This is a genomic window from Streptomyces sp. NPDC050485 (assembly GCF_044458185.1).
Taxonomy (GTDB): Bacteria; Actinomycetota; Actinomycetes; order Streptomycetales; family Streptomycetaceae; genus Streptomyces.
The window spans coordinates 168,425-189,437 of the sequence record NZ_JBITHR010000003.1 but is presented as its reverse complement, the minus strand read 5'-3'; the positions used below and the strand labels follow the sequence as shown (position 1 = coordinate 189,437).

17 protein-coding genes are annotated in these 21,013 nt (G+C 71.6%); 10 read left to right on the top strand and 7 right to left on the bottom strand.

The annotated features are described in order from the left end of the window. The first annotated feature begins 61 nt into the window (after positions 1–61). Positions 62–3,112 (top strand): DEAD/DEAH box helicase, encoded by a 3,051-nt coding sequence (locus ACIBK6_RS07460; RefSeq protein WP_399049607.1) that lies wholly within the window; start codon positions 62–64, stop codon positions 3,110–3,112. After that, the gene (locus ACIBK6_RS07455; RefSeq protein ID WP_399049606.1) at positions 3,109–4,350 is read left to right on the top strand and encodes an SWIM zinc finger family protein; all 1,242 of its coding nucleotides are present in this window, start codon (positions 3,109–3,111) and stop codon (positions 4,348–4,350) included. The genes ACIBK6_RS07460 and ACIBK6_RS07455 overlap by 4 nt, the downstream gene beginning before the upstream one ends. A 56-nt stretch (positions 4,351–4,406) precedes the next feature. Here the strand turns inward: ACIBK6_RS07455 and ACIBK6_RS07450 are convergent, their stop codons facing one another. Further along, positions 4,407–4,949, bottom strand: a complete 543-nt coding sequence (locus ACIBK6_RS07450; RefSeq protein ID WP_399049604.1) for a hypothetical protein — start codon at positions 4,947–4,949, stop codon at positions 4,407–4,409. A 95-nt stretch (positions 4,950–5,044) separates the two neighbouring features. Then, complete coding sequence (locus ACIBK6_RS07445; RefSeq protein ID WP_399050160.1) at positions 5,045–5,707, bottom strand: DUF2293 domain-containing protein; 663 nt, start codon at positions 5,705–5,707, stop codon at positions 5,045–5,047. Between the two features lie 153 nt (positions 5,708–5,860). Between ACIBK6_RS07445 and ACIBK6_RS07440 the strand changes: the two genes are divergently transcribed. Continuing rightward, positions 5,861–6,592: a hypothetical protein gene (locus ACIBK6_RS07440; RefSeq protein ID WP_399049602.1), complete on the top strand. Its 732-nt coding sequence runs from the start codon at positions 5,861–5,863 to the stop codon at positions 6,590–6,592. 411 nt (positions 6,593–7,003) lie between these two features. Continuing rightward, the gene (locus tag ACIBK6_RS07435; protein WP_399049600.1) at positions 7,004–7,642 is read left to right on the top strand and encodes a uridine kinase; all 639 of its coding nucleotides are present in this window, start codon (positions 7,004–7,006) and stop codon (positions 7,640–7,642) included. Here ACIBK6_RS07435 and ACIBK6_RS07430 read toward each other — a convergent pair. Next, on the bottom strand, positions 7,639–8,538 hold the full coding sequence (locus ACIBK6_RS07430; RefSeq protein ID WP_399049598.1) for a carbohydrate kinase family protein: 900 nt from the start codon (positions 8,536–8,538) through the stop codon (positions 7,639–7,641). The genes ACIBK6_RS07435 and ACIBK6_RS07430 overlap by 4 nt on opposite strands. Before the next feature lie 62 nt (positions 8,539–8,600). Next, positions 8,601–9,515 carry a pseudouridine-5'-phosphate glycosidase gene (locus ACIBK6_RS07425; RefSeq protein ID WP_399049596.1) on the bottom strand — a complete coding sequence of 305 codons (915 nt, stop codon included), beginning with the start codon at positions 9,513–9,515 and terminating at the stop codon, positions 8,601–8,603. A 295-nt stretch (positions 9,516–9,810) separates the two neighbouring features. Here ACIBK6_RS07425 and ACIBK6_RS07420 point away from each other — a divergent pair, with 295 nt between their 5' ends. Next, entirely contained in the window at positions 9,811–10,209 is a 399-nt protein-coding gene (locus ACIBK6_RS07420; protein ID WP_399050159.1) for a cupin domain-containing protein, read from the top strand. Positions 10,210–10,349: 140 nt separating this feature from the next. Here the strand turns inward: ACIBK6_RS07420 and ACIBK6_RS07415 are convergent, their stop codons facing one another. Together ACIBK6_RS07415 and ACIBK6_RS07410 are read right to left on the bottom strand one after the other, a co-directional pair. Further along, the gene (locus ACIBK6_RS07415) at positions 10,350–11,636 is read right to left on the bottom strand and encodes an MFS transporter (protein WP_399049594.1); all 1,287 of its coding nucleotides are present in this window, start codon (positions 11,634–11,636) and stop codon (positions 10,350–10,352) included. 98 nt (positions 11,637–11,734) lie between these two features. Next, positions 11,735–12,286: a methylated-DNA--[protein]-cysteine S-methyltransferase gene (locus ACIBK6_RS07410; RefSeq protein WP_399049592.1), complete on the bottom strand. Its 552-nt coding sequence runs from the start codon at positions 12,284–12,286 to the stop codon at positions 11,735–11,737. A 240-nt stretch (positions 12,287–12,526) separates the two neighbouring features. Between ACIBK6_RS07410 and ACIBK6_RS07405 the strand changes: the two genes are divergently transcribed. The 5 genes from ACIBK6_RS07405 (at position 12,527) to ACIBK6_RS07385 (ending at position 19,600) form a co-directional block, all read left to right on the top strand. After that, on the top strand, positions 12,527–13,387 hold the full coding sequence (locus ACIBK6_RS07405) for an MHYT domain-containing protein (protein WP_399049590.1): 861 nt from the start codon (positions 12,527–12,529) through the stop codon (positions 13,385–13,387). A gap of 51 nt (positions 13,388–13,438) precedes the next feature. Then, the gene (gene uvrB / locus ACIBK6_RS07400; RefSeq protein WP_399049588.1) at positions 13,439–15,544 is read left to right on the top strand and encodes an excinuclease ABC subunit UvrB; all 2,106 of its coding nucleotides are present in this window, start codon (positions 13,439–13,441) and stop codon (positions 15,542–15,544) included. A 166-nt stretch (positions 15,545–15,710) separates the two neighbouring features. Next, complete coding sequence (locus ACIBK6_RS07395) at positions 15,711–16,289, top strand: TerD family protein (protein ID WP_399049586.1); 579 nt, start codon at positions 15,711–15,713, stop codon at positions 16,287–16,289. A gap of 104 nt (positions 16,290–16,393) precedes the next feature. After that, the gene (locus tag ACIBK6_RS07390) at positions 16,394–18,304 is read left to right on the top strand and encodes a TerD family protein (protein WP_399049585.1); all 1,911 of its coding nucleotides are present in this window, start codon (positions 16,394–16,396) and stop codon (positions 18,302–18,304) included. Between the two features lie 315 nt (positions 18,305–18,619). Further along, the gene (locus ACIBK6_RS07385; protein ID WP_399049583.1) at positions 18,620–19,600 is read left to right on the top strand and encodes a TerC/Alx family metal homeostasis membrane protein; all 981 of its coding nucleotides are present in this window, start codon (positions 18,620–18,622) and stop codon (positions 19,598–19,600) included. 32 nt (positions 19,601–19,632) lie between these two features. Here the strand turns inward: ACIBK6_RS07385 and ACIBK6_RS07380 are convergent, their stop codons facing one another. Further along, a complete protein-coding gene (locus tag ACIBK6_RS07380) occupies positions 19,633–20,919 on the bottom strand; it encodes an MFS transporter (protein ID WP_399050158.1) in 1,287 nt (428 codons plus the stop codon). Between the last annotated feature and the right edge of the window lie 94 nt (positions 20,920–21,013).

Below are 21,013 nucleotides of genomic sequence, written 5' to 3'. Positions count from 1 at the left end.
GGCCGCGGGGCGCATTGTCAGACCCCGCCCGTAAGGTCGTAGACCAGTCGTGGACCACGCGATGAACGACGACCTGCGGACGAGGGAGGTGACCGGCCACATGACCCAGCCGACACCGACGCGATATCCGGAGCGGGGGCCGGTGGCCTCCCGCGCCTGGCGGGAGCAGCCCGAGCACGGGCATGGGCCGGAGCCCCGCCACGGCTTCGCACGGGAGCACGAGGCGGGGTCCGCGGAGTCCGGGCCCGCCGCGCGTCCGTGGGCCTGGACGGCCGCGGCCGCCGTGTTCCTGCCCGCCGGACTGCCGCGCGACGGAAAGATCGCCTTCTGGGACCCAGCCCAGGGGCCGGTGCCGCAGGGGCTGCCGGGCGAGGCGACCGAGCTGACCGTGGTGCGCCGCCACGGCACGGGCGCCCGCAGCCGCAAGGTCCCCGCTCTCCTCGTCCCCGTCGCCGACGCCCTTGCGGCGCTGATCGGGGCCCGCCGCCACCCGGCCGCACACCCCGCGGCCGCCTGCTGGGGCGCCGCCGCCCTGCACGCCCTGCACCTCGTCGCCCGCGGCAGGCTGCTTCCCGGGCTCACCCCGACCAGCCACGACGCCTGGCGGGCCGGACCGCTGGACGCCGCCGACATCGCCCAGCTGCGAGCCATCGCCGCCGCCATGCCGTACGAGGCGTACGCCGTCCCCGTCCCGGGCCGGGGCGCGCTCCAGCTGCCCGATCCCGAGGCGTTGGTGCGGTCCTTCCTGGACGCGGTCGCGGACAGCCTGCCGCGCACCCCGGCCGCGGCGTACGCGGCGGGAGCCCCGTTCGCCGCGCCCGCCGCCCAGCACCTGCCCGCCGCCCGGGCCTGGGCGGCGGAGGCGGCCGCGGGCATGGACGCGGGCGTACGGGTGTCGCTCCGTCTGGATCTGTCCGGATACGAGTTGTTCGACACGGCGTCCGAAGAAGAGGGCGAGGCCCGGCGCGCGGGCTCGGCGATCGTCCAGGTGCACAGCCTCGCCGACCCGACCCTCATCGTCGACGCGGCCCGCCTCTGGGCCGACGACACGGAACCGGGGGGCCGGGCCCGAAGCGGCGTCCGCACACGAACCGGCGGAACCGGCGCCGGAGTTGACGCCTTTGGCCCACGGGCCCGGATCGACGCGCTGCTGGCCCTGCGCCGCGCGGCCCGCGTCTGGCCGCCGCTCGGACTGCTCCTGGAGCGGAGCGTCCCCGATGTACTGCCGCTCACCGAGACCGAGTTGTACGAGCTGCTCGGCGAGGCATCCGCGAGGCTGGACGCGGCGGGCGTCGCCGTCCACTGGCCGCGCGAACTGGCCCGTACGCTGAGCGCCACCGCCGTCGTACGGCCGGCGCCCGGCTCGGCGACCGACGGCACCTCGTTCTTCGACGCCGAGGAACTCCTCGCCTTCAACTGGCAGTTGGCGCTCGGCGGGGAACCGCTCAGCGACGCCGAAATGGATGTGCTCGCCGAATCCCACCGCCCGATCGTGCGGCTGCGCGACCAGTGGGTGGTGGCCGACCCGGAGCTCGTCCGCAAGGCCCGCAAGCGCGACCTGGGCCTGCTCGACCCCGTGGACGCGCTGTCCGTCGCGCTCACCGGCACGGCGGAGGTCGACGGCGAGACGGTCGAGGCGGTCCCGGCCGGCGCGCTGGCGGTGCTGCGCGACCGGCTCCTCGAAGGACCCGCGACGGCCGAGCAGCCGCCCGGCCTGGACGCGACACTGCGCGACTACCAACTGCGCGGCCTGGCCTGGCTGGAGCTGATGACCTCGCTGGGCCTCGGCGGTTGCCTCGCCGACGACATGGGCCTCGGCAAGACGATCACCGTGATCGCCCTGCATCTGCGCCGGGCCCGCACCGAGCCGACCCTGGTGGTCTGCCCGGCCTCACTGCTCGGCAACTGGCAGCGGGAGATCACCCGGTTCGCGCCGGGCGTCCCGGTCCGCCGCTTCCACGGCAGCAGCCGCACCCTGGAGGACATCGAAGGCGGCTTCGTCCTCACCACGTACGGCACGATGCGCGGCAGCGCGCCCCAACTGGCCGCCCACACCTGGAACATGGTGGTCGCGGACGAGGCCCAGCACGTCAAGAACCCCTTCTCGGCGACCGCGAAGGCGCTGCGCACCATCCCCGCACCGGCCAGGATCGCGCTCACCGGCACCCCGGTGGAGAACAACCTCTCCGAGCTGTGGGCGCTGCTCGACTGGACCACTCCCGGGCTGCTCGGCCCCCTGAAGGCGTTCCGGGCCCGGCACGCCCGGCTGGTCGAGAACGGCGAGGACGACGACGCGGCGGCCCGCCTCTCCCGCCTGGTCCGCCCCTTCCTCCTACGGAGGAAGAAGTCCGACCCGGGCATCGTGCCCGAACTGCCGCCGAAGACGGAGACAGACCATCCGGTGCCGCTCACCCGCGAACAGGCCGCCCTCTACGAGGCGGTGGTCCGCGAGGTGATGACGGCCGTCGAGGCCTCCGAGGGCATCGCCCGCCGCGCCCAGATCATGAAGCTGCTCACCGCGCTGAAACAGATCTGTAACCACCCCGCGCAGTACCTGAAGGAGGAGGCTCCGCGCCTCCCGTCCCGCTCCGGGAAACTGGCCCTGCTTGAGGAACTGGTGGACACCATCCTCAGCGAGGACGGCTCGGTACTGGTCTTCACCCAGTACGTCGCCATGGCCCGGCTGCTCTCCACGCACCTCACCGCCCGCGGCGTGCCCTCCCAACTGCTGCACGGGGGAACGCCGGTGACCGAGCGGGACCGCCTGGTCGACGCCTTCCAGTCCGGCGAGGTCCCCGTCTTCATCCTCTCCCTGAAGGCCGCCGGGACCGGTCTCAACCTCACCCGCGCGGGCCATGTCATCCACTACGACCGCTGGTGGAACCCGGCGGTGGAGGAACAGGCCACCGACCGCGCCTACCGCATCGGCCAGACCCAGCCGGTCCAGGTCCACCGCCTGATCGCGGAGGGCACCGTCGAGGACCGCATCGCCGAAATGCTGGAGCAGAAACGGCAGTTGGCGGAGGCAGTCCTGGGCTCCGGTGAAAGTGCCCTGACCGAGCTCACCGACCGGGAACTGGCCGACCTGATCTCGCTGCGGAGGACGCCATGACCCCCCGCCCGCCCGTTCGCGCCCCGCGTCACGACGATCGCCGCCGTACCTATCCCGCACTCGGCGCGCGCTCCGAGCGGGCCGGGACCTGGTGGGGCGACGCCTGGGTGGAGGCCCTGGAGGAACTCGCCCTGGACCCGGCCAGGCTGGCGCGCGGGCGCGCCTACGCGGCGGCCGGCAACGTGGACGCGATCACCGTCACGCCCGGCCGGATCACCGCCTACGTACACGGCTCCCGCCCGCGCCCGTACCGTACGGAACTACGTCTGCGCACCCTCCCCGACCAGGCCTGGGAGGACTTCCTCGACACCGCGGCGGCGGCGCCCGCCCACATCGCCGCGCTCCTCGACAAGGACCTTCCGCACGTACTGGCCGATGAGGCGGCCCTGCTGCCCGCCTCCGGAGACCTGATCCCCGACTGTTCCTGCCCCGACGACGGCTATCCGTGCAAGCACGCGGCGGCGCTCTGCTACCAGACCGCCCGGCTCCTGGACGAGGATCCGTTCGTGCTGCTGCTGATGCGGGGGAGGGGCGAGCAGGAAGTCCTCGCCGCGCTCACCCGGCGCAATGCCACCCGCATGGCCGTCGAGCGGGTGGCCCCCGCCCCTCAACTCCCCACCGTTCAGGCCCGTACGGCGGTCCAGTCGCGCACGCTCCCCGCTCTCCCGCCACCGTTCCCCACGCCGCCGAGGCCTGGCCACCCGCCCGCCTTCCCCGAGGTGCACGGAGGGCCCGACCCGCTGTCCCTCGACCTCCTCGCCACCGAGGCGGCCATCCGCGCCCACACACTCCTCAGCACCGGAGAGGACCCGATCGCCCCGCTCTCCACCTGGCAGGACGCCGTCCGCCTCGCCGCCGCCCACCCCGGCTCCGGCCTCACCTCGGCCACCCGCGCGCTCTACACCTCCCTGACCCGGGCCACCGACCGCACGCCCACCGACCTGGCACGCGCGGTGGCCGCCTGGCGGCAGGGCGGCATAGCGGCACTCGCCGTACTGGAAACCCCCTGGGACCCGCCCGCGGGCCCCTTCGACCGAGCCCGCCCCGCCCTGACCGCCGCCGGATTCCCGGACTTCCGCCCCAGCCGCAACCGCCTCGCCACCCCCACCACCCAACTCCGCTACGGTCGCGACGGGCTCTGGTACGGATACGAATCGGACCCGGCACGGGAGGACTGGTGGCCGCGCGGCACTCCGGACGCGGATCCGGTGGGGGCGCTCACGGCACTGCTCGGCTGAGCCGCGAGGCCTGAACGGGTGCCGACCCAGGGGCCGTTGTGCCTTGGCGGCCGGCCTCACACGTTCGCCGCCCACTGGGTCAGCGTCCTGAAGTCCGCCGCACGCAAGCCTTGCCGGGGGTGTACGCGCACCAGGAGTGCGGGCGAGTCATGGTTGTCGCGCACATAGGTCTCGTCCAGGTCGGTGATCATGTCGTCCACCCAGGCGAACGGGCGGCCCGCGGCCCACTTCAGCAGGGGTCTGGTCTTCCAGTACAGGCCGTCGGGGTCGGTGGCGAAGAGCTCGGGCCAGGCTATGAAAGGGAGGTCGGGCGGGAGGCCGATGACCGGGGCGATCATTTCGTTCGCCTCGTTCATCCAGGTGGTGGCCCAGACCAGTTCGTAGGGGAGGGAGCAGAGGCGTGGGCCGTGGGCCGCGTTGAGATACACGCGCAGGCCCCACCTGTGCGCGCGGGACCCCGGCGTCTGGCGGGAGAGCCAGGACGACGGGTGGAGGCGGTGGGTGCGGTAGCCGCGCAGCTGGGGGAGTCGCGCGGCGTACGGGTTGAGCGGGCCGTCCACGTCGAGGAGCAGCAAGGGGCGAGCCTGCGCAGTCGTCATGGGGGAGGGATACCCAGGAGGATGCCTCAAGTATGGTGCGAGGAAGGGCAGTTGTGGAGGTCGGCAGTCCGCTCCTGCTCTCGCCCCTCCGTGCGCTACACAGGGGGAGGCCCGGCTTCCGGGGCCCAGGAGGCCAGTACCGCGTCAATGGCCGCCGCGACCCTCGCCCGCGCCCGGTTGTGCGGAACCCGGGCCATGAGCAGCGCGTCGTACTCCGTGTCCAGATGCCGGACGGAGGCGCGTACTGCGGCCGTCACGGCGGCTTCGTCCAGCGCGCGGCCCGCCGCTGACCGGCCCACCCTGCCGCTGCCGCGCACCGAGGTGTGTACCGCGATGTCGCGGGCCCGTTCGGCCGGGCAGCGCGGAAACAGGCGCAGGATCTCCGCGGTCAGCGCGGCGGTGAAGCGTACGTCCTCGGCGGCCCGGCGCTCGGCGTCCCGGGCGCGCCGCCGGGCGCGGGCCTCGGCGTCGGCCAGGCAGGCGGCCTCGGCGGCGGCGAGGGCCGGCTCCTCGACGAAAACGCCCTGGCGCTCATAGCGTCGTCGGCGCCGGTTGAAGCGGACCACGACGGCGGAGAGCGAACTGCCCGCGCGGGCCCGCCGGGTCAGCGCGGTGTCGCCGCGCGGCAGGAAGACCAGATGGCCGAGGTCCGAGCAGTCCAGGCAGCGGGGGGAGCCGGATTCCAGGACGAGATGGCGCAGCGGGGCGCGGTCGCAGTCGGTGCAGCGATGGTGCCGCCGGGGTTGTATGACGAGGATGGGGCAGCCTCCTTCTTCACGCCGCCCTGGGCGGCGCCCGACCCTGCCTCCGCGACACCCCCCACAGGGCTCTCTTCGCGTACTCGCCCTTCTTTGATTCCCCGATCAATAACCGGTGGAACAGGTCGGATTGGGCTTGCTACGTTTCATCACGTGGCGAAACTCAATCAGATCATCGCAGTCGAAAAGGGAATCAAGTCGAAGTCCCATCAGGACCTGACGGCCGCTCAGTACGGGCTGCACAAGCCCGCGTTGCTGGCCGGAATCTCCCGCACCTATCAGCCCAAGGACGAAGAGGGCGAGCAGTTGCCGCCCGAGTCCACCCGGGTGCAGGTCAAGTCCGAGGACGTGCTGCGCGAGACGGCCGCCACGCTGACCCGGCTGTTCGACGTGACCGCCACCAAGGACTGGGCGAACTGCGAGGCGCGCGCCGACGTGACGATCGACGGGCGGGTCCTCATAGCAGCGGTGCCGGTCTCGTACCTGCTCTTCCTGGAAAAGCAGCTGACGGACATCAACACCTTTGTGCGCAAGCTTCCGGTGCTCGACGCCGCCGAGTCGTGGGTGCAGGACCCCTCCACCGACTCCTGGAAGACCGAGCCGGTACGGACGCTGCGCACGAAGAAGGTGCCGCGCAACCACGTGAAGGCGGAGGCCACCGACAAACACCCGGCGCAGGTCGAGGTGTACTACGAGGACGTACCGGTCGGGTACTGGACGACCGTGAAGTTCTCCGGTGCGCTGCCCGCCCGGCGCGTCAATGAACTCCTTGGCCGCATCGAGAAGTTGCAGCAGGCCGTGAAGTTCGCGCGCGAAGAGGCCAACGGCATCGACGTCACCGACCAGCGGGTGGGCGACGCCGTATTTGGCTACCTTTTCGGCTGAGTGCCGGGTAGTTTTCCCAAGACTCCCGGTTGTGCGTCAGCACGGCCGGGTGCGCGAGGAGCGCAAAGCTGAAGCTGAAGCTTGTCGTGACGGTGCGGCCGCAACTCAAGCGTGCCGCCATCAATCTCAGACTCTCGCTCCAGACTCAGCATTCGCCGCCGATCGCCGGAACAACCGGGCCCAGGCCCATGTGCGTCGAGTTGCCGGTTCAAGTCCGGCCCGCGGAGCTCCAGTCGAGTTCCATTCCGATCCGCGGTGGTCCAAAGGCAGGACGCGACGGCTTAAGACTGACCTGGGCTCTCAAGCGGGCCGGCGTGTGCAGTTCGGTGGCATCACTCAGGGCCCGGGGGCCGGCTACGCCTCCGGGCCCGCTCCCATTGCCGCGGCTCAGGCACCGCGCATGATGGAGGCGTGCGACTCGAAGCGATCACCTGGGAACGGCTGACCGGGGCCCTCACCGAACGAGCCATGGACCTGAAGGCGGCCGACGGCAGCCCCTGGCTGCGGGTCGGCATCGACGGCGCCCCGGCGGCCCGCCCCGCAGAGCTGGCGGAACGCGTTGCGGAATCGCTCCGCCTTCGCGGCAGATCCGTTCTCACCGTCTCGACCGAGGGCTTCCTGCGCCCCGCCTCGTTGCGCTACGAGTACGGCCGCGAGGACCCGGACACGTACTACGACGGCTGGTTCGACACCGGCGCGCTGTGGCGGGAGGTGTTCGGGCCGCTGGAGCCGGGCGGCACCGGCCGGGTACTGCCCGACCTCTGGGACCCGGCGACCGACCGGGCGACCCGGAGCCCCTACCAACTCCTCCCCGAAGGAGGCGTGCTGATCGTCCACGGCCCCCTGCTCCTCGGCCGCTGGTTCCCCTTCGACCTCACCGTGCACCTCGGGCTGTCCGCTCCCGCCTTGCGGCGCCGCACGGACGAGAGCGCCCGCTGGACGCTCTCCGCCTTCGAACGCTACGAAGCCGAGGTGCGGCCGGGGGACGCCGCCGACGTTGTCGTACGCGTCGACGATCCTCGGCATCCGGCTTGGGCGACCACCCCTTAGGGGGTTCCTGGTGGCCTCCCTCCCACCACCCCCACCGCCAGCGCCCCCGCCCGGCACCCCGCCTCCGCCGCCTCCCTCGGGGACGCTCCGGTCAGGCGGGCGGCGAGGAAGGCGCCGGTGAAGGCGTCGCCCGCGCCCGTGGAGTCCAGGGCTGTCGCCTGCGGCGCCGCCGCCTCCGCGACGACCTCCCCGGCAGCGGCCACCAGCGCTCCGGCGGCGCCCAGGGTGACCGCGACCAGGGGGAACTGGCGGCTCAACTTGGCTGCGGCATCGGCTGGTTCGGGCAGTCCGGTCAGGAAGCTCGCCTCGTCTGCGTTGGGCAGCAGGACGTCCGTGCCCTCGGCCATGGCCAGGAAGCGGTCGACGCCCAGCGCGTGGATGAAGCCGGTCGATGCCGGATCCAGGCTCACGGTGACTTCGGCCAGCCGGGCCGACTTCCTTGCGGCGAAGGCCAGTTCGCGGCTCGGGCCGGCGAAGAGCAGGTACCCGGAGAGGTGGAGGTGGGAGACGCCGTCCAGGAGGGCGGGCGACCAGTCGGCGGGGTTCATGCGGTGGACGGCGCCGCTGTCGGTCAGGAAGGTGCGCTCCGCCGTCGCCGTGTCGACCAGGGCGATCACGGTTGCGGTGGGTGCGTCTGCGTCCGGGATCAGCAGGGGGCGTACGCCTGCACGACGTAGCCGGAGATCGTGCCAGCCGGCCGAGTCCCGGCCGACCCGGGCGAGGAGGCGTACGTCCGGACAGCCCGAATGGGCCGCCCAGCAGGCCGCGTTGGCGCCCGCGCCGCCCGGCACCGTACGGATGTCGGCCGCGGTGTCCGTGGCGGATGCGAGGGGGCCGCGATGCCGGGCGACCACGTCGGTGACCACGTCCCCGACGACAAGGAGCCCGCCGCCCACGCCGGACGGCCCACCGTCCGCCCCGGCCCCACGGTCAGCCGCTCGCGCTTCCGCCGCATCCCTCACAGCGCCGCCGCGATGTCCGCGGCGAGCCGGACGTTGCCGCGCACCGCCGCCACGTTCGCCTCCAGCGAGGCCCCGTCCGTGTGCTCGACCAGGTAGCTGAGGAGGAACGGGGTCACCGCCTGGCCCGTGACGCCCGCGGACCGGCAGGCGGCGAGGCCCGCCGCGAGCACCTCGTCGTGCAGTCTCGGATCGAGTTGTTCGGCCTCAGGTACGGGATTGGCCACGATCAGCGCCGAGTTGAGCGCGAGTGAATGATGGGCCCGCAGTACGTCCGCGGCCTCCTGAGGCGTGCGTACCGTCCAGTCGACCGGCTCGCCCGAACTGGAGAGGTAGAAACCGGGGAAGTGGTCCGTGCCGTAGCCGAGCACGCCGATTCCCAGTGTCTCCAGGCGCTGAAGCGTGGCCGGTACATCGAGGATGGACTTCACGCCCGCGCACACCACGGCGATAGGTGTCCGGGCGAGCAGTCGCAGGTCCGCCGACTCGTCCTGCGTCTCGGTCCATTCGCGGTGCACGCCGCCGAGCCCGCCGGTCGCGAAGACGCGCAGGCCCGCCCGCGCCGCCAGGAACGCGGTCGCCGACACGGTCGTCGCCCCGCTCGCGCCGGTCGCCAGGGCCATCGGCAGATCGCGGTGCCCCAGCTTGCGCAACTCCTCGTTCGCCACCCGCTCCAACTGCGCCTTGTCCAGGCCCACCAGGGGCCGCCCGTCGAGGACGGCGATCGTCGCGGGAACGGCACCCCTGGCCCGCACCAGTTCCTCCAGCTCGGCGGCGACGCGCAGATTGCGCGGCCGGGGGAGGCCGTGCGAGATGATCGTGGACTCCAGGGCGACGACCGGGCGGCCTTCGTCGAGGGCGGTCCGTACTTCGTCCGACACCTTGCTCGCATCAGGTACGTCGTCAAAGGGCATGCCCCATCCCTGGCACGTCCGGAAGCCGGGTAAACGTTCTGCCGCACGGGGCTGGGGGCCAGGGCTGCTGATCTCGACGCGCCCGCCTCCAGGAGTAGCCCGGCTTCGGGCAGCGGCCCGGACCGGGCCGCCCGCTCCGCTGTCTCAACTCCGTCCTGGCGAAGCCGGTTTGAAATACGGCGTACGAGCTAAGGGGGCGCGCTGGACAGACTGTCGCGGAACGGCGGGCAGACCTGGCCGGACTGCCGGTCGGAGCCGTTGCCGTACGCGGCTAGATTGACCGGCCATGAGCACCATGGACCAGGCCCACACCGCCCCCGACTCCCTTGCCACTCCCCGCTCCCTCGTCGCACCCGCGTCCTTTGCCGTGCGTATCGCCGACGCCGAACTGGAGCCGGAGCCGCTCGACCCCGAACAGATCATCTCCGGCACCCCGGAGGTGACCGGGAAGGTGCTGTGGGAGTCGGCGGACGGGAAGCAGATCCGGGGCATCTGGCAGATCACCCCGGGCGTGGTGACCGACACCGAGGCTAGCGAACTCTTCGTGGTGATCAGCGGCCGCGCCACCATCGAGGTGGCGGGCGGCGACACGCTGGAGGTCGGCCCGGGCGACGCATGCGTGCTGCGCGAGGGCGACCGTACGACCTGGACCGTCCACGAGACGCTGCGCAAGGCCTACCAGATCAGCCTGTAGCCGGGCCCCGAACCGTTTCCAGGCCCGGGCCGCGAAGCGTTCCCCGGGTCCGGGCCCCGAACCGCTTCCGGGTCCGGGTCTTGACCATTTCCCCGGGTCCGGGTCTTGAACCGGGGCCGAAACCTGTCCCCCGCCGTTTCCTAAGCCGGGCCCTGCGCCGCGTGCCGACGGGACGTGAACAGGGCCAAACCGGCCATCGGCAGCAGCAACGACGCGCCCACCGCGTTCAGCCAGCCGTAGCCCGCGCGGGCCACGATCAGGCCGGCCGCGAGGCCGCCCAGGCCCGCCGCCACGTTCATGGTCAGATCGCAGAGGCCCTGCACGGCGGCGCGGGCGGGGCCCGGTACGGAGTCGGTCAGCAGGGCCGAACCCGAGACCAGCCCCGCCGACCAGCCGAGGCCCAGCAGGAAGAGCCCCGCCATGGTCTGCCTGTGGCTCGCACCCGCGGTGCCCGCCAACAGGGCGGCGCAGCACAGCAGTCCGGCCGCCAGACCGATCACCGAGAGCCGCCCGAGGCGGTCGGAGAGCCAGCCCATCACCGGCGAGAACGCGTACATTCCGGCGATGTGGATGCTGATGACCAGGCCGATCAGCTCGATGTCCGCGCCGTGACGGGTGAGCGCCACCGGCGTCATCGACATGATCGAGACCATGGCGGTGTGCGAGACGGCCACGGTGACCAGCGCGAGGCGGGCCCTCGGTGACTCCCTGACCGCCGCGACCCCGGCCCGCAGCGAGCGGGCCGCCGGAGGCTGCGCCGCGCTGCCGTCCAGTTCGCGGGCGGTCAGCAGGGGGTCCGGGCGCAGCAGTACCGCAACGAGGACCGCAGAAACCAGGAACACCCCGGCCGCCCAGACGAACGGGCCCGCGGCCGCCGGTATGCCGAGGCCGGTGACGCTGCGCCCGGCGGGTGCGGCGATGTTCGGGCCGAGCACGGCGCCGATCGTCGTCGCCCAGACCACGGTGGAGATGGCCCGGGCCCGCCGTCCGGGCTCGGCGAGGTCGGCGGCGGCGTACCGGGCCTGGAGGTTGCCCAGGGAACCGGCCCCGAAGACGGCCATGCCGCAGAGCAGCAGCGGAAAGCTGTCGAGCACCGCACCGGTGACCACGACCACGGCCCCCACCACGCCGAGGAGATAGGCGAGCACCAGGCCGGGGCGGCGGCCGCGCTTGGTCATCAGCGCGGCCAGCGGCATCGCAAGCAGCGCGGGCCCGGCCACCATGGACGCCGAGGCGAGCCCCGACAGGGCCTGGCTGCCGCTGATCTCGGCGGCCAGCACGGCGGCCAGCGCGATCCCCGTGGCGTTCGCGAGTCCGCCGAGTATCTGGCTCGCGATCAGCACGGCGGTTATTCGTCGCCGCAGCGCGGGCAGTGCGGCCCTGTCGGGCACACGGCCGGTGTCGGAGGTGTCCGGGAGCGTAGTCACTGGCGCAGTGTGCCAGCCCGTACCCGCGCACGATACAAACGGCCCCCGGGCCGCAGTCGGCCAGAACAGCGGCCCCGGCAGCCCCTCCCCGCACCCGGTCAGAACAGCGGCTCCGGCAGCACCCCCTCAAGGGCGAGGAGGCGCCGCTTCGTTTCCAGACCGCCGCCGAATCCGCCGAGCCCGCCGCCGCTCTCCACCACGCGGTGGCAGGGCACCACCACCGGCAGCGGGTTGGCCCCCATGGCCGCGCCCACCGCCTGGGCCGCCCCGGGCTGGCCCACCCGGCCGGCCAGATCGCCGTAGCCCACCACCGTCCCGTAGGGAACGCCCGTCGCCAGCTCGCGCAGTACCTGCCGGTTGAAGCCGGACACGAGCGACCAGTCGAGCGGCAGCGTGAACTCCCGCAGCCCGCCCGCGAAGTAGGCCCCGATCTGACGTATGGGCTCCTCCAGCGGGCCCGCGCGGCCGGGCACGGCGGGGGCCGGCTCGGTGCCGAACCGGGCGGCGAGGGCCCGCACGGCCCGGTCGCGCACCGCTTCATCCGCGTGGAACACCACGTTCACCAGGCCCTGGCCGGTGGCGGCGAGGAGCAGTGGGCCGATGTCGCTCTCGACGACGGCCCATTCGACGAACTGCGCACTGCTGTCCATGTCGACCACCGTACGACCGCCCACTGACAGCGCGGCCCGCCCGCGAGATGTGCGAGGGGTGGAGATTCGCGGCACCAAAGCGAACGGATCCGCTCAGACCGGAACTCCCAGGTGCCCGGAGTCGATAAATTGCCCGAAAAATGTTTGCCTGTCGCGCAGCGGGCCCTAAGGTCGCCCCGAACCAGGGCCGCAACGGGGGTAGGGCCTCTTCAGTCGGTACGGGGTGAAGGGCACACGGGTATGCACGGGACGGTCGACGGATTCACCTATGGCCTTGTGACGCCGGTCGCGGCGTTCATCATGGCTTGCCTCGGCGGAGCACTGGGACTGCGCTGCACCGCCCGGTCGCTGCGGACCGAGCGCTCCTTCAAGGCCGCCTGGCTGGCCCTCGGTGCCACGTCCATAGGGTCGGGCATCTGGACCATGCACTTCATCGCGATGATGGGTTTCACGGTCCATGAGGCGCCGCTCGGCTACGACCGGGGCATCACCTTCGCCAGCCTCGCCGTCGCGATCGTGATGGTGGGCATCGGCATCTTCATCGTCGGCTACCGGGGAGCCACTCCCATGGCGCTGGTCACCGGGGGGACGATCACCGGTCTGGGCGTGGCCACCATGCACTACCTGGGTATGGCCGGGATCAGGATGAACGGGCAGTTCGAGTACAACACCCTCGTCGTCAGCGTCTCCGTGGTGATCGCGGTGGTGGCCGCCACCACCGCGCTCTGGGCCGCCGTCTCCGTGCACGGCTTCCTGGCCAGTCTGGGGGCCAGCCTCGTCATGGGCGTGGCGGTCAGCGGCATGCACTACACGGGGATGGCCGCGCTCAGCGTCCAGCTGCACGGCACTGCCACCCCGGGCGGCGGGGAGTCGCCGGCCGCCCTGCTCGCACCGATGCTGATCGGTCCCGTCGCCTTCCTGCTCCTCGCCGGGGTGGTCGTGATGTTCGACCCGCTGGTCGTGATGGGCAAGCCGGACTGGGACAAGCGTCCGCCCCGCACCGTCCCGGTGCCCCGGCACCGCCCGTCGTTCCCGGAACGCACCAGCTGGGCGGCCTCCGAGCCCCACCGCGAAGGCTCGGCCTCCCCGCACGACTGGTAACCGGGACGCGATCGGACCCCGGTTGTCAGTGGCGGGTCGTACGGTGGTTGCATGCGGCCCGTTTCCAAGATCGAACGTACGGTGGCGCCTTTCGAGGTCGTCAGCCCCTACCAGCCCAGCGGTGACCAGCCGGCGGCCATCGCCGACCTGGAGAAGCGCATCCGTGCAGGTGAGAAGGATGTCGTCCTCCTCGGCGCCACGGGCACCGGAAAGTCGGCGACGACTGCCTGGATGATCGAGAAGCTCCAGCGCCCCACGCTCGTCATGGCGCCGAACAAGACCCTGGCCGCCCAGCTGGCCAACGAGTTCCGCGAGCTGCTGCCCAACAACGCCGTCGAGTACTTCGTGTCGTACTACGACTACTACCAGCCCGAGGCGTACGTCCCGCAGTCGGACACCTACATCGAGAAGGACTCCTCGATCAACGAGGAGGTCGAGCGGCTGCGCCACTCCGCGACGAACTCGCTGCTGACCCGCCGCGACGTGATCGTGGTCGCCTCCGTCTCCTGCATCTACGGCCTCGGCACCCCGCAGGAGTACGTCGACCGGATGGTCCAGCTCAAGGTCGGCGACGAGATCGACCGCGACCAGCTGCTGCGCCGCTTCGTGGACATCCAGTACACCCGCAACGACGTGGCGTTCGCCCGCGGCACCTTCCGGGTGCGCGGCGACACCATCGAGATCTTCCCGGTCTACGAGGAACTGGCCGTCCGCATCGAGATGTTCGGCGACGAGATCGAGGCACTCTCCACCCTCCACCCGATCACGGGCGAGATCATCAGCGAGGACCAGTCGCTCTACGTCTTCCCCGCCAGCCACTACGTGGCGGGCCCGGAGCGCATGGAGAAGGCCGTCAACGGCATCGAGAAGGAGCTGGAGCAGCGCCTCGCCGAGCTGGAGAAGCAGGGCAAGCTCCTGGAGGCCCAGCGGCTGCGCATGCGCACCACGTACGACATCGAGATGCTCCGCCAGATCGGCAGCTGCTCCGGCGTCGAGAACTACTCGATGCACTTCGACGGCCGCGAGCCGGGCACCGCGCCCAACACCCTGATCGACTACTTCCCCGAGGACTTCCTGCTCGTCCTGGACGAGTCGCATGTGACCGTGCCGCAGATCGGCGCGATGTACGAGGGCGACGCCTCCCGCAAGCGGACCCTGGTCGACCACGGCTTCCGGCTGCCGTCGGCGCTGGACAACCGGCCGCTGAAGTGGGAGGAGTTCCTCGGCCGCGTCGGCCAGACCGTCTATCTGTCGGCCACCCCCGGCAAGTACGAACTGTCGCGCGGCGACGGCTTCGTGGAGCAGATCATCCGTCCCACCGGCCTGGTCGACCCGGAGGTCGTGGTCAAGCCCACCGAGGGCCAGATCGACGACCTGGTGCACGAGATCCGCAAGCGCACCGAGAAGGACGAGCGGGTCCTGGTCACCACCCTCACCAAGAAGATGGCCGAGGACCTCACCGACTACTTCCTGGAACTGGGCATCCAGGTGCGGTACTTGCACAGCGATGTCGACACCCTGCGCCGCATCGAGCTCCTTCGCGAACTGCGGGCCGGCGAGTACGACGTGCTGGTCGGCATCAACCTGCTGCGTGAGGGCCTCGACCTGCCGGAGGTCTCCCTGGTGTCGATCCTCGACGCCGACAAGGAGGGCTTCCTGCGCTCCGGCACCTCCCTGATCCAGACTATCGGCCGAGCGGCGCGCAACGTCTCCGGCCAGGTCCACATGTACGCCGACCGCATCACTCCGGCGATGGAGAAGGCCATCGAGGAGACCAACCGGCGCCGCGAGAAGCAGGTCGCGTACAACAAGGAGAAGGGGATCGACCCGCAGCCACTGCGGAAGAAGATCAACGACATCGTGGCGACGATCGCGCGCGAGGAAGTCGACACCGAGGAGCTGCTCGGCTCCGGATACCGCAAGGGCAAGGAAGGCAAGGCGCCGGTGCCCTCGCTCGGCGGCAAGGCGGCGAAGGGCGGCAAGAAGGAGCTCACCGACCGGCCCGCGGCCGAACTGGCGGGAATCATCGAGGAGATGACCGACCGGATGCGGGCCGCGGCAGCGGACCTGCAGTTCGAGGTGGCGGCCCGACTGCGCGACGAGGTGGGCGAGTTGAAGAAGGAGCTCCGCCAGATGAAGGAGGCGGGGCTCGCCTGACCGGCCGTCCGCGGGCGCCGGTGCCGCGCGTTGGCGGTGTGTTGCAACACCGCCACAAAAGACACCCGCGGGGCGGCGTGGTCCGGGCCACTGCGTAGGGTCGGCCCGAGAACGCAGCGGAACGCAAAGCACATCAAGAACGACACATGGGGAGAGGGGACAGCGCGTGACGGTCAATCTGTCCAAGGGCCAGGCCATCAGTCTGGAGAAGCAGGGTGGCGGCACCCTGACCGCGGTGCGGATGGGGCTCGGCTGGCAGGCGGCACCGCGCCGGGGCCTGTTCGGCAAGCGGACGCAGGAGATCGACCTGGACGCGTCGGCGGTGCTCTTCGCCGACAAGCAGCCCGTCGACGTGGTCTTCTTCCGCCACCTGATCAGCGACGACGGCTCGGTCCGGCACACCGGTGACAACCTCGTGGGCGGCGCGGGCCAGGGCGGTGACGACGAGTCGATCCTGGTGGACCTCTCGCGCGTGCCGGTCCACATCGACCAGATCGTCTTCACGGTCAACTCGTTCACCGGCCAGACGTTCCAGGAGGTGCGGAACGCGTTCTGCCGCCTGGTCGACGAGACCAACGGCCAGGAGCTGGCCCGCTACACGCTGGACGGCGGCGGCCAGTACACCGCGCAGATCATGGCCAAGGTGCACCGCGTGGGCGCTGGCTGGCAGATGACCGCCATCGGCAACCCGGCCAACGGCCGCACCTTCCAGGACCTGATGCCGGCGATCCTGCCGCAGCTCTGACCGCACCGGATCACCGACACCGCAGCTCCCGGAGGCCGGCGCCACCGGGAGCTGCCTCACAACCGCACCCGCACCACCATCAACTCGACGAGGGGACAGAGGCGATGACGGCCGAGCTGGTACGGGGACAGAACCACCCCCTGCCCCGGACCAGACTGGAGATCCGGGTGTCGGTCGGCACCCCGATCATGGTCGGCGCCACGCTCGGCGACGAGCAGGGCAGGGTGTGCGGCGCGGAGCGGGTCGCCCACCCCGGCTCGCCGGCCCTGCCCGGAATCGAGGTCTCCGGACAGGCCGCCGCCGACCACCGCCTGGCCGTGGACCTGGCGGCCCTGGGCGAGGAGGTGCACCGGGTGCACGTGCTCCTCGCGCTGCCGCTCGGCACCCCGGGCCCCAGCCGCTTCGCCGCCGTCGCGGCCCCCTTCGTCGCCGTCACCGGCCACGACGGCACCGAGATCGCCAGCTACACCGTCACCGGTCTCAGCACCGAGTCGGCGGTCGTCGCCCTGGAGCTCTACCGCCGCCGGGGCGGCTGGAAGATCCGTGCCGTCGGGCAGGGGTACGCGGGCGGCCTCGCCGAAATGCTCGCCGACCAGGGCCTGCCCGAGGCGCAGCAGCTGGCTGCCGTCATCCAGGACGCGATCGCCCTCGGCGCCTCCCGTTCGGTGGCGGCGCCTCCACCATGTACCAGCGACGACGCCCGGGTACGGACGTTCGCGCCCGGACCGGCCGGCGGGACCGGGCCCGCGGACGGCCAACTGCCGGTCACCGCACCCCAGTCCGCGGTCGGCGGTGCCATCGACTACGCGCATCCGCGCCGCCGGACCACCGCGCCCCCGCCGCCCCCGGTCGTACCGCCCGCCGCTCCCGGCGAGCCCGTGCGGCCCGTCGCGGGTGACGCCGGCGGCTGGTCCATGGACGAGCGGCTGTACAACCAGGTGTGGGGCATGTTCGAGGACCTGGCCCGCACCACCGCCGCCTATCGCAGCGCCGTCGACTTCGCCGACTCACGGATGGAGCAGGAACTGGACCGCGTCCTGTCCGACCCGCACAGCCGCATCGGCTCCGCCGGGCACCAGGCGCGCGAGCAGGCCCGCACCAAGCGCGAGCAGCTCGTGGACCGGGCCCGGGAGGTTCTCGACCGTGATCTCGCCCAGCTGACCGCCGAGTCGGAGGTCGTCGAGCCCGCCCTGCCGCCCGCGTACGCCCGCTGGGACAACCCGGTGTGGCACGCCTACCGGGCCCCGATGGAGCTCCCCATGGCGCTGCGGATCGGCGATCTGCATCTGCCCGAGCGGCCGGAGCTGCGCATTCCGATGCTGGTCCGGCTGCCGCTGGAGCGGGGGCTGTGGATCGATTCCGGCCGCACCGGCTCCGAGGCGGCGGCGTTCATGGACCCGGACCAGGTCAAGGGTCTGGCGTTGGACACGGCGGTGGCGGTCGCGGCCCGGCTGCTCGCGGTCTACCCGGCCCATGAGTTCGCGGTCCAGGTCATCGACGCGGCGGGCTCGGCAACGGCCCGCCTCGCGCCGCTCACCGGTGCCGGGGTGCTCGCCGCTCCGCCCGCGGCGGGCGCGTCGGGTGTGGCTGAGGTACTCGCCCGGCTCACCCGGCGCGTGGACCTCGTACAGATGGCGGTCCGGGGCGGCGCGGGCGCCGACGCGCTGCCGCCCGGCGTGGACACCGCCGAACAGCTCCTGATCGTCAACGACTTCCCGCACGACTTCGACGACCGCGCCCTGAACCAGCTGCGCTACCTGGCCGACGAGGGGCCGTCGGTGGGCGTACACCTCCTGATGGTCGCCGACCGCGCGGAGGCCAGTGAGTACGGGCCGGTCCTGCAGCCGCTGTGGCGCTCGCTGCTCCGGCTGACCCCGGTGCCCGACGACCACCTCGCCGACCCGTGGGTCGGCCATGCCTGGACGTACGAGCCTCCACTGGCGCCGCCCGGCAGCCGGATTCTGGAGCAGGTCCTCGGTCAGGTCGGCGAGGCCCGCGACGCCTGGCCACGCTAGGGCCCCTGATCCACCGGGCATGCGTCGGCTCTCCGGCCGATGGCGAGGCCCGGGTGGCCCCGCCAGAGGGACCAGCGCGACCACCTCCGACCTGGTAACTTGGCTCGACTTTACCAATCTCTTTACTGTTTCTTGGTTGTTCGGGTAGGCTGCCTCCAGCGGAGGGGAGTACTCCCGGCTGCGGCGTTCCCGTCACTACGGACCCATGGGACGGGTCCCGGGGCGCCGGCCCGCGGCGCGAGGGAAGGCGCCCGGGCGGAAGAGACCTCCGGCAGCGACGACGCTGATCAGTAGCCGTACGACGCCGGAGGCGCAGTGGACGTTTCAATGACCCTGTGGGTACTGACCATTCTCGGTCTGTGTGCCCTGATCGCGGCCGATTTCTTCATCGGGCGCAAACCCCATGACGTGTCGGTCAAGGAAGCCGGCGTCTGGACCGTGGTCTGGATCGGGCTGGCCGCGCTCTTCGGCCTCGGCCTGCTGATCTTCGGCAACAGCCAGGCGTCGGGCGAGTTCTTCGCGGGCTTCATCACCGAGAAGTCGCTGTCCGTCGACAACCTCTTCGTCTTCATCCTGATCATGGCGAAGTTCTCGGTGCCCTCCCAGCTCCAGCAACGGGTGCTGCTGTTCGGCGTGTTGATCGCCCTCGTGCTGCGCGCGATCTTCATCGCGGCCGGCGCCGCGATCATCGCCAGCTTCTCCTGGGTCTTCTACATCTTCGGCGCGTTCCTGATCTACACCGCCTGGAAGCTGATCCAGGAGGCGCGCTCCGACGAAGAGGAAGCGGAGTTCGAGGAGAACCGCCTGCTCAAGTCCGTCGAGAAGAAGTTCGGCGTCGCCGACAAGTACCACGGCACCAAGCTGTTCGTGGAGAAGAACGGCAAGAGGATCCTCACCCCGCTGATGGTCGTCATGCTCGCCATCGGTACCACCGACGTGCTGTTCGCGATGGACTCGATCCCCGCGATCTTCGGCCTCACCCAGGACCCGTACATCGTCTTCACCGCCAACGCCTTCGCGCTGATGGGTCTGCGCCAGCTGTACTTCCTGATCGGCGGACTGCTCAAGAAGCTGGTGCACCTCAGCTACGGGCTCTCGGTCATCCTCGGCTTCATCGGCGTGAAACTGGTGCTGCACGCCCTGCACGAGAACGGGGTGAACGTTCCGGAGATCTCCATCCCGGTCTCGCTCGCCGTCATCTGCGGAGTGCTGGTCATCACCACCGTCACCAGCCTGGTGGCCACCAAGAAGCAGTCGGCGGCCGAGGCGTCCCGGAAGGACAGCATCGACGCCTGACCTGCGTCCGCCCCGCAGGGCGAGGCGGCCCGTCACGCCGGGGCGGCCTCCGGCTCCGCCCCGGGGCCCGGCTCCGCCACCGGCGCGGGCCGGGTCTCCGGAAGCAGTGCGAAACAGCCCAGGCTCAGCAGCCCGATCCCGGTCAGATAGGCGGCGACACCCCACGGCGGGCCCTCACCGCGAGACAGCGAAGTCGCCACGATCGGGGTGAGCGCACCGCCCAGCACCCCGCCCAGGTTGTAGCCGACCGCGGCTCCCGTGCAGCGCACCCTCGGCTCGTACAGCTCCGCCAGATACGCCGCGATCACCGCGAACATCGAGATGAACGCCAGCATCGCGCCGAGGAATCCGGCGAACATCAGAAGCGGCTCGGCGGTCCCGAGCAGCGCCACCATCGGGAACATCCACACGACCGTCGCCGCGCACCCCACCAGGCAGAGCGGCCGCCGCCCGTAGCGGTCGCCGAGCAGTGCGGCGAGCGGCGTCAACGCACCCATGACCGCGACGGCCGCCATGATGCAGACCAGCATCACCGTGCGGTCGACCCCGAGCTGTTCCGTCGCGTACGCCAACGACCAGGTCGACACCGCGTAGAAGACGGCGTACCCGACCGCGAGGGCCCCCGCGGTCAGCAGCACCAACCGCCAATGCCCGCGCGCCACTTCGAGCACCGGCAGCCTGGCCGGCTCGCCCATCTCGCGGAACTGCGGGGTCTCGGCCAGCGAGGTCCGCAGCAGCAGCCCGGCCAGCGCGAGCAACCCGGCGCCCCAGAACGGCACCCGCCATCCCCAGTCGCGGAACTGGGCGTCGCTCAGCCCGGCGGACAGCGCGAGCATCACCCCGTTGGCCAGCAGGAAGCCGGTGGAGGGCCCGATCTGCGGGAAGCTCGCCCACAGCGCGCGGCGGTGGGCGGGCGCGTGCTCGGCCGTGAGCAGCACCGCGCCGCCCCATTCGCCGCCGAGCCCGAGCCCCTGAAGGAACCGCAGCACAAGCAGCAGTGAGGGCGCCGCGATACCGATCGTGGCGTACGGGGGCACACAGCCGACGGCCACCGTCGCGAGCCCGGTCAGCGCGAGCGAGGCGAACATCACCGGGCGGCGGCCGTAGCGGTCGCCGATGTGCCCGAAGACGACCGAGCCGAGAGGGCGGGCCAGGAAGCCGACCCCAAATGTGGCGAAGGCGGCCAGAGTTCCCGCGAGCGCGGAGAACGTCGGAAAGAAGAGCGGGCCGAGGACGAGGGCGGCCGCGGTCCCGTACACGAAGAAGTCGTAGAACTCGATGGCGGTACCCGCGAGTGAGGCGGCGGCAAGACGGACCATCGAAGGAGCGGCTGGGGCGGTGGTGGTGCGCATGTCGCGCCAACTACCCCGCGTGATCACCGGTTACGGGGGCGCTCGGAAGCTCACCGGACGG